Origin of the sequence: Cryobacterium sp. TMS1-20-1 (assembly GCF_004402355.1) — a bacterium.
Lineage (GTDB): Bacteria > Actinomycetota > Actinomycetes > Actinomycetales > Microbacteriaceae > Cryobacterium > Cryobacterium levicorallinum.
On record NZ_SOGF01000044.1, the window covers coordinates 81,173 to 93,353 of the forward strand.

A 12,181-nucleotide genomic window follows, 5' to 3' on the forward strand; every position below is an offset into this window, starting at 1 on the left:
CCGGTACCAAAGGAGTTGCCGTGAAACAGTTTGATATGCCCGCCGTTGTTCCCGCCGATCCCGGCGCCAACATCACCGACCTCCTGATGGACCGCCTCGCTGCGACTCCAGACCTCGTTCTGTTCTCTCTGCCGCGCAACGGCCAGTGGCTTCCCGTCACCACGAAGGAATTCCACGCCCAGGTCGTGGCGCTGGCCAAGGGCCTCGTCGCCGCCGGCATTGAGCCAGGTGACAAGATTGGATTGATCTGCAAGACGCGCTACGAGTGGACCCTGATCGACTTCGCGGTCTGGTTTGCCGGGGCGATTCTGGTTCCGGTCTACGAGACCAGTTCGCCGAGCCAGGTGCAGTGGAACCTCAGCGACTCGGGCGCCACGTCCGTCATCGTCGAGACCGCCGATCACTTCGCCCGATTCGATGAAGTTCATCCGGAACTCAGCGACATCCGTTCGGTCTGGCAGATCAACCTGGGCGACCTGGACAAGCTCGTAGCCGGGGGTGTCAACGTCACCGACGCCGAAATCGAACGCCGCCGCAACCTCGCTGTCGGCGATGACATGGCCACCCTGATCTACACGTCCGGCTCGACCGGCAAGCCCAAGGGCTGCGTCCTCACCCACGCCAATTTCCTCGAGACCAGCCGCAATGCAGCGGTCGCACTCAAAGAGGTGTTGGTGCACCCGGAGGGCGCCTCAACCCTCCTCTTCATCACGACCGCCCACGTCTTCGCGCGCTTCATTTCGGTGCTGTGCGTGCACGCCGGGGTGCGCGTGGGGCACCAGGCCGACACCAAAACCCTCCTGGCGGCGCTGGGCAGCTTCCAGCCCACCTTTCTGCTCGCCGTGCCGCGGGTGTTTGAAAAGGTCTACAACTCGGCTCAGCAGAAGGCTGTGGCCGGTGGCAAGGGCAAGATCTTCGATTCCGCAGCCCACGTCGCCGTCGAGCATTCCAAGCTCGTACAGGCGGGAACGTCGATTCCGCTCGGCATGAAGATCAAGTTCGCCCTGTTCGACAAGCTCGTATACAGCAAGCTGCGCGCTGCGATGGGCGGCAAGGTCGTCTGGGCCGTCTCGGGCTCGGCCCCGCTCGGCGCCCACCTCGGCCACTTCTTCAAGAGCCTCGGCATCGTCATTCTCGAGGGTTACGGCCTGACCGAAACGACCGCCCCCGCCAACGTTGGCCTGGCCACTCGGGCCAAAATCGGCACGGTCGGACCGCCACTGCCCGGCGTTTCAGTGCGTGTCATGGACGACGGTGAGATCGAAGTCAAGGGCGTCAACGTCTTCAAGGAATACTGGAAGAACCCGCAGGCCACGGCAGACACCTTCGACGACGGCTGGCTCAAAACGGGCGACATCGGCGACTTCGACGCCGACGGCTTTCTCACCATAACCGGGCGCAAGAAGGAGATCATCGTCACGGCCGGCGGCAAGAACGTCGCTCCGGCCGCCCTCGAAGACCCGATCCGGGCGAACCCGTTGGTCGGACAGGTGATCGTCGTCGGTGACCAGAAGCCCTTCATCGGAGCGCTCATCACCCTCGACCCCGACATGCTGCCGGTCTGGCTGAACAACCATCAAGAGGATGCCGGAATGACGCTGGAACAGGCATCCGTCAATAAAACCGTGCTCGCCGAAATTCAGCGCGCGGTCGACCATGCCAATGAGGGTGTGTCGCGGGCGGAATCGATTCGCAAGTTCACGCTGCTTTCGGTCGAGCTCACCGAGGACAGCGGGCACCTGACGCCGAAGATGAGTATCAAGCGCAACATCATTCTGCGCGACTTCGCTCAGGAGATCGACACGATGTACTCGAACGCGCCGGTGACTGAGGGAATCTCGCTGCGGGAGTAGTTCGAGATTGGGCCCGGCCCGCGTGGGTCGGGCTTAGCGCGGTTTTTGGCGGGTCGGGTCCGGGAAAAGCCCTCCGCTGATCGCTCAAACCGTGAACTCACAACCCCGCGGATTACTTACCCCGTTCCCTCATCTCACGAGGCTTCGCCCGTGCCGGGTCAGCGCCGACCGTTCACGCTCCGGTCAGTACGCGGGGGTCAGGGGCTAGAACCAGTTGGACTCGCGGATTTCCCTCATCGCGACTCGCCGGTTTTCCTTGTCGAGACGGTCGATGTAAAGAAAGCCATCGAGGTGATCGGTCTCGTGCTGCAGCGCCTGAGCCATAATTCCGGTGCCGGAGAGCTCGACCGGGTTATTGTCGAGGTCGATTCCGGTCACCCGGGCGAAGGGGTAGCGCTTGGTGGGGTACCAGAGGCCCGGAACGGACAGGCAGCCCTCGTCCACGAAGTCGGGTTCGCCGGAGAGTTCGACGACGGTGGGGTTGAGGATGTAGCCGATGTCGCCGTCGACGTTGTAACTGAAGGCGCGCAGGTTGACACCGATCTGGGAGGCGGCGACGCCAGCCCGACCGGGTAGGCGCACGCTGTCGACCAGGTCGCGCACGAGGCCGCGAACGCGGTCGTCGATTCCGTCGATGGGGTCGGAGACGGTCTTCAGCACCGGATCCCCGAAGAGACGGATCTGTCGTTCGGGCACGGGGACACTCCTCGGGGTGAGCGGATGAGGCAGATTGAGCAGGAGGGCACGACTGGTTCAAACGGATGCAGCGTATCCCCTGTGCGGGTCGGGTTAGGCGCTGCGGTCGGCGGGGAGACCCTCGACGACGAGCTCGGCCAGGGTGCGCGCAGCCAGCCGAGTGATCGGCCTGAGGTCCTTGTAGGACACGACACTGCCGGCGGCGAGCTGCGGGTCGTAGGGAATGCGCACGATTTCTCGCACCCGCGAGCGGAAGTGTGACTCGATCTCTTCGAGGCGCACCAGGTTGGTGCCCTGCGTGGCCGTGTTGAGCGCGACGATCGCGTTGCGTACGAGGTCGCCGTAGCCGTTCGCTTCGAGCCAGGTCAAGGTCTCGGAGGCCAAACGCGCCTCGTCGACGCTTCCGCCGGAGACGATGACGATTGAGTCGGCCCGCTGCAGGGTGGCGCGCATGACCGAGTGCACAATGCCGGTGCCGCAGTCGGTGAGGGCGATCGAGTAGTAACGCGCGGCCAGGTCGGCGACGACGTTGTAGTCGTTCTCATCGAAGGCTTCGGAGAGCAGCGGGTCGGTGTCCGAAGCAAGAATGTCGAGGCGGGTTTCATCGCGCGAGACGAGCGTGGAGAAATCGGTGAAGTTACCGATCGATGCGGCCTTCGAGACGACATCGCGCACGGTCGAGCGGGTCTGCTTGCTCACGCGTTCGGAGAGCGTTCCGCGGTCGGGGTTGGCGTCGATCGCGATGATGCGGTCGTCGCGAGCGTCGGCCAGCGCCATGCCGAGCAGCGTCGTGACGGTGGTCTTGCCGACGCCGCCCTTGCGGGTGAGGATCGGCACGAACCGGGTGCCGCCTTCGAACTTGCGACGAATGCGCTCATCCATCTCCTTGTAGGCGCGCACCTTGGGCGAGTCGCCGAGATTGACCAGGTGCAGCGAGAGCGCGTAGATGAATTCCGGCCAGGCGCCCTGCGGCGCCTTGCGGGTCTTGCGGTTCACAGTGAGCAGGCGATCCGAGGTCAGCATGGCCGCCGACTCGGGGGCTGAGCCGTTTTCTGAGCGGATGCGATCGCGCTGAACCGACGCTGCGGCATCCGTTCTGGAAAGCGATTCGACGGCGGAACTGGCGCCAGCCGCCCTGGCCGGGGCCGGCGTGTTGATTTCGACGGTGTGGGTGGCCGGGGTCGGCAGGGCGCGGGCCGTCGCCGCGGAGGTGCCCAGTCCCCCCAGGGCGACGGCCCGCCGCGGAGCGGCGGGCACGTCGATGGGAACGCTCAAACTCTCGGGCAGGGAGGCTGCGAGGTTGTCGATCGTGTGCGGTGGCAGCTCGCTGTGGTACTCGTCGCCGCGGTCATCGGTACCGCGATGCTCGTCCCGGGTTCGTTTGGCGGTGGCCGACACGGGGCGCGCGGGCGCGCTCTGGTCGTCAGTACGTTTGTCTGGCACGGCACATCCTCAACTGATCGATAACGGCCCTAATCTTAGCGTGGACGCACCACCACGAGCAGATCGCCGGCATCGACCTGCTGGGTGAGCGGGATGGCGACCCGCTCGATGGTTCCGGCGATCGGCGAGGTGATCGCGGCTTCCATTTTCATGGCTTCGATCGACGCGACGCTCTGGCCGGCTTCGACCTGGGCGCCTTCTTCGACCTGCAGGGTGACCACGCCGGAGAAGGGCGCGGCGATCTGGCCGGGCTGGTTGGCATCCGCTTTCTCAGCGATTTTAGTCTGCACCGTAATGCTGGTGTCGCGCACGAAGACGGGGCGCAGCTGGCCGTTGAGGATGGTCATGACGGTGCGCATGCCCTTCTCGTCGGCTTCACCGATGGCTTCGAGGCCGACGTAGAGGCGAACGCCCTTTTCAATCTCGACGGCGTGTTCCTGGCCCTGATGCAGGCCGTAGAGGTAATCAAGCGTGTCGATGACCGAGAGGTCACCGTAGGTCTCCTTGACCTGTTCGAACTGGCGGGTCGGCGCCGGGAACAGCAGTTGGTTGAGCATCGAGCGACGTTCGGCGCTCGTGGCTTCGAGCGCGGTGCGCTCCCCCGCGGTGATCTCGGTGACGCCGACGCGCACGTTGCGTCCAGCGAGCACCTTGGTACGGAAGGGCTCCGGCCAGCCGCCGGGCAGCTCGCCGAGTTCGCCGGCCATGAATCCGATCACGGAGTCAGGCACGTCGTACTTGTCCGGGTTTTGCTCGAAGTCGGCCGGGTCGGCCTTCACCGCGGCGAGGTAGAGGGCGAGGTCACCGACGACCTTCGACGACGGGGTGACCTTGGGCACCCGGCCGAGGATGGTGTTCGCGGCGGTGTACATGTCTTCGATCAGTTCGAAGTGGTCGACCAGGCCGAGGGCAACGGCCTGGGTGCGCAGGTTCGACAGCTGCCCGCCCGGAATTTCATGGGAGTACACCCGGCCGGTCGGGGCGGACAGGCCCGATTCGAACGGGCGGTACAGGGTGCGCACGGCTTCCCAGTACGGCTCGAGGTCGGTCGTGGCCTTGAGCGAAATGCCGGTGTCGCGTTCGGTATGGGCGAGGGCGGCGACGAGAGAGGATGCCGACGGCTGGCTGGTCGTGCCGGCCATCGGAGCGGATGCCACGTCCACGGCGTCCGCACCGGCGCGCGCCGCGGCGAGCAGCGTCGCGAGCTGGCCGCCCGGGGTGTCATGGGTGTGCACGTGCACGGGCAGGTCGAACCGTTCGCGAAACGCCGCCACGAGCTTCTCGGCAGCGCTCGGACGGAGCAGCCCGGCCATGTCCTTGATACCGATCACGTGCGCGCCGCTGGCGACGATCTGCTCGGCCAGGCGCAGGTAGTAGTCGAGGGTGTAGAGGTTCTCGGCCGGGTCGAGCAGGTCGCCGGTGTAGCAGACGGCGACCTCGGCCAGGGCGGTGCCGGTGTTCAGCACCGCGTCGATCGCCGGACGCATCTGCGACACGTCGTTGAGGGCGTCGAAGATGCGGAAGATGTCCACACCGGTGGCGGTGGCCTCCCGAACGAACGCGTCGGTCACCTCCGTCGGATACGGGGTGTAGCCGACGGTGTTGCGGCCGCGCAGCAGCATCTGCAGGTTAATGTTCGGCAGGGCTTCACGCAGGCTCGCGAGGCGTTCCCACGGGTCCTCGCCGAGAAAACGCAGTGCCACGTCGTAGGTGGCGCCGCCCCACGCTTCGACCGACAGCAGCTGCGGCGTCAGCCGGGCCACATACGGGGCGACAGCGACGAGGTCCTTGGTACGCACCCGCGTCGCGAGCAGCGACTGGTGGGCATCCCGGAACGTCGTGTCGGTGACAGCGAGTGCGGTCTGCCCGCGCAGGTCGGCGGCGAACTTGGTCGGGCCGAGCAGCTGCAGCTTCTGGCGTGAGCCGTCCGGGGCCGGCTGGGTGATGTCGAGCTGGGGCAGTTTGTCGCGCGGGTGCACCGTGGTGGGCGGCGCGCCGTTGGGCTGATTGACGGTGACCTCGGCCAGCCAGTTGAGAATCTTGGTGCCGCGGTCCTTGGACTCTCGGCCGCGCAGCAGCTCCGGACGCTCGTCGATGAACGAGGTGCTCAGGTCACCGGCGGCGAAGTCGGGGTCGTCGAGCACGGCCTGCAGGAACGAAATGTTCGTGGAGACGCCCCGAATGCGGAACTCCGCCAGCGCGCGCTTGGACCGCACGACGGCGGCGGCGTAGTCGCGGCCGCGGCAGGTGAGCTTGGCGAGCATCGAGTCGAAGTGTGGGCTGATCTGGGCGCCCGGGTTGATCGTGCCACCGTCCAAGCGGATGCCGGCGCCACCGGGAGAGCGATAGGTGGTGATCTTGCCGGTGTCGGGTCGGAATCCGGCGGCGGGGTCTTCGGTGGTGATGCGGCACTGCAGGGCGGCGCCGCGCAGGCGGATCTCGCCCTGGGTCAGGCCGATCTCTTCGAGGGTCTCCCCCGCCGCGATGCGGATCTGCGCCTGCACCAGGTCAACATCGGTGACCTCCTCGGTGACGGTGTGTTCCACCTGGATGCGCGGGTTCATCTCGATGAACACGTGCTGCCCGGCACGTTCGCCGACGGTGTCGAGCAGAAACTCGACCGTGCCGGCGTTGACGTAGCCGATCGAGCGGGCAAACTTGATCGCGTCGGCGTAGAGCTGCACCCGAATCTCATCGCTCAGGTTCGGCGCCGGAGCGATCTCAATGACCTTCTGGTGCCGACGCTGCACTGAGCAGTCGCGCTCGAACAGGTGCACCGTCTCGCCGGACGCATCCGCCAGAATCTGCACCTCGATGTGCCGGGGCCGAAGCACCGCAGCTTCAAGGAACATCGTGGCGTCGCCGAAAGCGCTGTTGGCCTCACGCATGGCCTCTTCGAGTGCTCCACGCAGCTCGCTCTTCTTGGCGACGCGCCGCATTCCGCGACCGCCGCCGCCGGCCACGGCCTTAGCGAAGATGGGAAAACCGATCTCGTCGGCCTGGCTGATCAGCAGTTCAACATCGGTCGACGGCTGCGTCGACTTCAGCACGGGAACGCCGGCCGCTATGGCGTGCTCCTTCGCGGTGACCTTGTTGCCGGCCATTTCGAGCACGTCGGCGCCCGGGCCGATGAACGTAATGCCGGCAGCGGCGGCCGCATCGGCCAGCTCGGGGTTCTCCGACAGAAAACCGTAGCCAGGGTAGATGGCGTCGGCGCCGCATTCCTTGGCGACACGGATGATTTCACTCACGTCGAGATACGCGCGAACCGGATGCCCGGCCTCGCCGATCTGATACGCCTCATCCGCTTTTAAGCGGTGCAAAGAATTCCGGTCCTCGAACGGAAACACAGCCACGGTCTTGGCTCCGAGCTCGTAAGCCGCGCGCATGGCACGGATCGCAATCTCTCCGCGGTTGGCAACAAGGATTTTCTCAAACATGCAAGCCTTTCGAGGGCAGCCGGGCGCACAGCTAACGGTTAGGTTCTCTAACACTAGTGAAGGTAACCTTGCTACTCATGCACGTACTCAGCGTTAGCTCCCTCAAAGGAGGCGTAGGAAAGACCACGGTGACCCTTGGTCTGGCTTCTGCTGCCTTCGCCCGCGGCGTGCGAACGCTGGTCGTGGATCTCGATCCGCAATCCGATGTTTCCACCGGTATGGGCGTCCAGGTGGCTGGTCACCTTAATGTCGCCGATGTGCTCGGTTCGCCCAAGGAAAAAACCGTTCGGGCAGCTATTGCGCCGAGCGGCTGGACATACAACCATCCCGGCACCGTTGACGTCATGATCGGCAGCCCCTCGGCCATTAATTTTGACGGGCCGCACCCGAGCATCCGTGATATTTGGAAACTCGAAGAGGCTCTCTCGACGATCGAGAAGGACTATGAGCTCGTGCTCATTGACTGCGCGCCCTCGCTCAACGCCCTCACCCGTATCGCGTGGGCCGCGAGCGACCGGGTTGCGGTTGTGACCGAGCCCGGTCTGTTCTCGGTCGCTGCGGCTGACCGGGCGCTGCGCGCGATCGAAGAAATTCGCCGTGGGCTGAGTCCGCGGCTTCAGCCGCTCGGAATCATCGTGAACCGGGCCCGCACGGCGTCGCTCGAGCACCAGTTCCGGATCAAGGAGCTGCGCGACATGTTCGGCCCGCTCGTACTCAGCCCGCAGCTGCCCGAGCGCACCTCGCTGCAGCAGGCGCAGGGGGCTGCAAAGCCGCTGCACATCTGGCCGGGTGACAGTGCCCTCGAAATGGCCGGCTACTTCGACCAGCTGCTAGACCGGGTGCTGCGCACGGCGCGCATCGGCGAGTACGCCGAGGTTCCCGCTCACTAGTTCGAAACTCGGCTCCTGCGCGCTCGCTGAGTTCGAAGCGCGGCTTTTTGGATTTACGGGGTTTTGGATGGGCGATGAGGGGGCAGCCATCTGCTCCTCGGCTCAGGCATCGCCGTTGCTCCGGTGGAATCCGAATAAAGCGCTCGGATTCCGCCTCCGGAACGGCGAAACTCGCACCCCGCAGACAACCGCCCCCGCATCGACTTCGGGATGGGCGCGTCCCCGACGCGGGCACGGCTGCTTCTCAGCGTGACCAAGTACTTCGACTGCAGGCCTGCGCTACCGGCCTGACCTACGCATCAATGCCTGCGCTCGTCCCCATCCGTTGATCGAGCTCGAGATCACCAGCGACCGACCCGACCGTGTCTGCAGGTTTGTGGGTGGGCGCTCGCGGAGGGCACTACTAGGAGATTTTGCGGGTGGTGCGACGGGCTGCCAACTCGTCGGCGGGGTCGACGGGCTGCATGTCGAGCTCGACCAGGCTGGTCTCGACCTCGCGCAGCACCTTGCCGACGGCGATGCCGAAGACGCCCTGGCCACGGCTGACGAGATCGATGACCTCGTCGTTGGAGGTGCAGAGGTAGACACTCGCGCCATCGCTCATGAGTGTGGTCTGGGCGAGATCGCTGATGCCCGATTCGCGCAGCTGGTTGACTGCGGTGCGAATCTGCTGCAGTGAGATTCCGGTGTCGAGCAGGCGTTTGACGAGTTTGAGCACGAGGATGTCGCGAAAGCCGTAGAGGCGCTGGGAGCCGGATCCGGCCGCCCCACGCACAGTGGGCTCGACCAAGCCGGTGCGGGCCCAGTAGTCGAGCTGGCGGTAGCTGATACCAGCGGCACGCGCAGCGACAGCGCCGCGGTAGCCGGTGTTCTCATCGAGCTCGGGCATACCATCGGTGAACAGCAGTCCTAACGAGTAACGCGAAGCATCAGCGTCAGGCTTGAGCTCACTCATTTGGGTTGCCTCTCGGGGGTTTACCTGGTGCAGTGATTCAGCTGGCGGTGGCGCCCTGATTCACTGTGGTGTGGAACTGGTACAAAAGATACTTGGTGCAAAAAGAATTCATGAGAAAACTAGTGCTGAAGGTTTGCGCCTTGCAGCTGGTGATGCGACGACGCATTGCTGTGGACCGCTCTAGTTACGGTACCGAGGTCGGGTGCCTTAGTGCCTGACATTCGCGCCAACGGTTTGGCGTGTCGGCGCCAGGCACCGACTAAGACACCCGTTGCGACGGCGTCACCGGACGTCACGACGCCTTATGCCTGAGCCAGTCTACGACCTACTTGGTCAGTCGGCCCAGAGCTGAGCGAATCAGGCTGCCCCGAATCACTTCGAGCTGCCCGGCGATTTCTACCGCCATTTCGGCAGCCTTTGCCCGACTCGAGGCGTCTTTACGCCGAGCCAGGGGCACCAGGGCACTCTCAATCAGACCCAGCTCACGTTCAGCCGCCCCACGGAAGCCCCGCAGGTGGCGCGGTTCGATGCCGCTGCGCTGCAGCTCCACGAGGGCACGCAGCACGTTCAGTGCTCCATCGCCGTAGTAATCGGCGGGCAGGATGATCGACGCCGAAACGGCATCGTGCATCAGGGTCGCCGATGCTCCCGCTTCGCGCAGGAGGTCTTCCCGGGAGAGGCGTCGTACAGTGCCGAGCATCGACGGCCCCGGGGTCGTTCCGCCCGGTAGCACCGGCGAGAGGCCGGCGTCCAGATCGTCCAAATAAGAACGGATAACTTTCAACGGCAGGTAGTGATCGCGCTGCATCGACAAAATCAGCCGTAACCGATCCACGTCGCCGGTGCAGAACTTACGATAGCCCGATTCAGTGCGAGCCGGCGAGACCAGACCCTGCTCCTCGAGAAAACGCAGCTTGGACGGGGTGAGATCAGCGAATTCCGGCGTGAGGCGTGCCAGAACCTGGCCGATGCTCAGCAACGGCGCCGAGCCCGGGGACTGGGCCTTCGCCGCCGACACGGGCCGAGCCTGAGCGGCGCTTGCCGCCACTATTCGCTCGCCGCGCGGGCGAGGTCAAGGCGGGAGGCGTAGAAGGTCAGGCGGAATTTACCGACCTGCACCTCCGTACCGTCGGTGAGGCGCGCGGTTTCGATGCGCTCCCCCTCGTAGTACGTGCCGTTGAGCGAGCCGAGGTCTTTGACGGTGAACGCGGTGCCGTTGCGCAGAAATTCGGCGTGACGGCGGGACACGGTGACATCGTCGAGAAAGATGTCGGCGTTGGGGTGCCGGCCGACACCCGTGAGATCGGCGTCCAGCAGAAAGCGGGCGCCGGCATTGGGGCCACGCCGCACCACCATGAGCGCAGAGCCCGACGGTAACGCTGCGATCGACTCCTGCTCCTCTGCGGTCACGTTGGAGTCGATCGACGCGATCTGGGCGGCGAACTCCTGGCTGAAGTTCATCGTCGTATCGGTGCTGAGCATGTCGTGCACCGTCGTCGCTTCGCCGGACACGGCGTCGATGGGCACTGAGCCGTTGGACGACACCGCGTTGGACGATGCGGGGGTGGACTGCGCCTTGCTGGGCATTGCTTCGCCTGTCGTCGGGTTCTCTGGCTGATCTGCGGGCACGTGCTCGTTCTGCTCCTCGGAATTATTGCTACCGGAAAGATCGACCATCATGCACCTCCTATCGTTCCAGCGTATCGGAAGATACACCCTCGGAGACCCTCGGTAGTCGAATCACTCGCATCGCTTCAATGGCGTAGATGATGCCGGCCCACCAGTACAGAAAAGCGCCCCAGATTCCGAAGGCCCACCCCACCGGCTGCGACCACCATTCCAGCTGCGGAAATGCCTGCCCCAGCATGAGCATCGGCAGGGCGTAGAACAGGCAGAAGGTAGCGACCTTGCCCAGTTGGTGCACCGGGAGCGGTCCGAAACCGAAGTTCGCGAGGACGATTCCCAGAGCCAGCAGAAACACATCGCGCCCCACCACGACGAGCACGATCCACCACGGCACGAGGTCGCGCCAGGCCAGGCCGATCAGCGCAGCGAAGATATAGAGGCGATCGGCGGCCGGGTCCAGTAACTGACCGAGGCGGGTGATCTGGTTCCAACGGCGGGCCAGAAAGCCATCCAGCCAGTCCGTGAAACTGGAGATGCTGAGCACGACGAGCGCCCAGGCATCCTCTCCCTGAGCCAGCAGCACCAGGAACACCGGCACGAGCAGGAGGCGCAGAAAACTCAGCATGTTGGGCAGGTTTAATACCCGATCGCTCACAGTGCCGTTCACTGGGCCTGTCACATACGCAGTCTATCGAGCGCCCGACCGGAACCGCACGGCCATGCACTCCACGCCGGCGGTTCGGTCAGCCCAATCGCGCCCGCAGCGCCGGCCAGCTGGCAGCGAAACCGGGATGCAGCGCGAGCAGGTCCACCCCGTCGGCGGGCACCCACCTCAGGGCAATGCTCTCCAGATCGCTGATGACCGGCTCGAACACCTCGGTGGCCTCGACGACGACGGTCGTGTACGACCAGAATCCCAGGTCGAAGCGCGACGTGAATTTCAAAGTCACGAGGTGGGCCGGGACGCCCGCTTCTTCCCGCGCTTCGCGCAGCGCCGCGTCGAAGGCGGTTTCGTTCTCGTGACGGGCGCCACCGGGCAGTCCCCAGGTATCACCAAAATGGCTCCATACCGCGCGATGCTGCAGCAATACCCCACGGTCGGGATGATGCACGAGCAGACCGGCCGCCCCGAATCGGCCCCAATATTTGCGGCCGTCCGGACTGTAAACCCAGGCGTCGCCGCTATCTCGATCCACGCCAGGACGAGGCACACCGGCCGCAGCCGCATCAGACACGCTAGAACCGTCAGTCATGCTCTAAGCATGCCCGTCTGCGACC

Annotated in this window: 10 protein-coding genes; 2 read left to right on the top strand and 8 right to left on the bottom strand. The window is 64.9% G+C overall.

The genetic code is table 11. The features are described from left to right. Positions 1 to 20: 20 nt before the first annotated feature. Positions 21 to 1,853 (top strand): long-chain fatty acid--CoA ligase, encoded by a 1,833-nt coding sequence (locus E3O45_RS09210; RefSeq protein ID WP_134443125.1) that lies wholly within the window; start codon positions 21 to 23, stop codon positions 1,851 to 1,853. A gap of 204 nt (positions 1,854 to 2,057) precedes the next feature. Here E3O45_RS09210 and E3O45_RS09215 read toward each other — a convergent pair whose 3' ends face one another. The 3 genes from E3O45_RS09215 to E3O45_RS09225 form a co-directional block, all read right to left on the bottom strand. Then, positions 2,058 to 2,549 carry a peptide deformylase gene (locus tag E3O45_RS09215; RefSeq protein ID WP_134443126.1) on the bottom strand — a complete coding sequence of 164 codons (492 nt, stop codon included), beginning with the start codon at positions 2,547 to 2,549 and terminating at the stop codon, positions 2,058 to 2,060. A 93-nt stretch (positions 2,550 to 2,642) separates the two neighbouring features. Continuing rightward, positions 2,643 to 3,992, bottom strand: a complete 1,350-nt coding sequence (locus tag E3O45_RS09220; protein ID WP_241985301.1) for a MinD/ParA family protein — start codon at positions 3,990 to 3,992, stop codon at positions 2,643 to 2,645. A gap of 35 nt (positions 3,993 to 4,027) precedes the next feature. After that, positions 4,028 to 7,432 (bottom strand): pyruvate carboxylase, encoded by a 3,405-nt coding sequence (locus E3O45_RS09225; protein WP_134443127.1) that lies wholly within the window; start codon positions 7,430 to 7,432, stop codon positions 4,028 to 4,030. Positions 7,433 to 7,509: 77 nt separating this feature from the next. Between E3O45_RS09225 and E3O45_RS09230 the strand changes: the two genes are divergently transcribed. Next, positions 7,510 to 8,322, top strand: coding sequence for a ParA family protein (locus tag E3O45_RS09230; RefSeq protein WP_134443196.1), 813 nt, complete (start codon positions 7,510 to 7,512; stop codon positions 8,320 to 8,322). Positions 8,323 to 8,725: 403 nt separating this feature from the next. Here the strand turns inward: E3O45_RS09230 and E3O45_RS09235 are convergent, their stop codons facing one another. The 5 genes from E3O45_RS09235 to E3O45_RS09255 form a co-directional block, all read right to left on the bottom strand. Continuing rightward, complete coding sequence (locus E3O45_RS09235) at positions 8,726 to 9,277, bottom strand: MerR family transcriptional regulator (RefSeq protein ID WP_134443128.1); 552 nt, start codon at positions 9,275 to 9,277, stop codon at positions 8,726 to 8,728. A gap of 325 nt (positions 9,278 to 9,602) precedes the next feature. Continuing rightward, positions 9,603 to 10,295, bottom strand: a complete 693-nt coding sequence (locus tag E3O45_RS09240; RefSeq protein WP_166789446.1) for a MerR family transcriptional regulator — start codon at positions 10,293 to 10,295, stop codon at positions 9,603 to 9,605. Between the two features lie 29 nt (positions 10,296 to 10,324). Further along, the gene (locus E3O45_RS09245) at positions 10,325 to 10,759 is read right to left on the bottom strand and encodes an FHA domain-containing protein (RefSeq protein WP_134443197.1); all 435 of its coding nucleotides are present in this window, start codon (positions 10,757 to 10,759) and stop codon (positions 10,325 to 10,327) included. 205 nt (positions 10,760 to 10,964) lie between these two features. Further along, complete coding sequence (locus tag E3O45_RS09250) at positions 10,965 to 11,582, bottom strand: CDP-alcohol phosphatidyltransferase family protein (protein ID WP_370450352.1); 618 nt, start codon at positions 11,580 to 11,582, stop codon at positions 10,965 to 10,967. Between the two features lie 64 nt (positions 11,583 to 11,646). Further along, positions 11,647 to 12,156: an NUDIX domain-containing protein gene (locus E3O45_RS09255; protein ID WP_134443130.1), complete on the bottom strand. Its 510-nt coding sequence runs from the start codon at positions 12,154 to 12,156 to the stop codon at positions 11,647 to 11,649. Positions 12,157 to 12,181: the final 25 nt, after the last annotated feature.

What these genes read in the sequence shown, in the direction of transcription:
- E3O45_RS09225 (WP_134443127.1), bottom strand. Translation starts at nt 7,432, where the DNA reads ATGTTTGAGAAAATCCTTGTTGCCAACCGCGGAGAGATTGCGATCCGT.
- E3O45_RS09230 (WP_134443196.1), top strand. Translation starts at nt 7,510, where the DNA reads ATGCACGTACTCAGCGTTAGCTCCCTCAAAGGAGGCGTAGGAAAGACC.
- E3O45_RS09235 (WP_134443128.1), bottom strand. Translation starts at nt 9,277, where the DNA reads ATGAGTGAGCTCAAGCCTGACGCTGATGCTTCGCGTTACTCGTTAGGA.
- E3O45_RS09245 (WP_134443197.1), bottom strand. Translation starts at nt 10,759, where the DNA reads ATGCTCAGCACCGATACGACGATGAACTTCAGCCAGGAGTTCGCCGCC.
- E3O45_RS09255 (WP_134443130.1), bottom strand. Translation starts at nt 12,156, where the DNA reads ATGACTGACGGTTCTAGCGTGTCTGATGCGGCTGCGGCCGGTGTGCCT.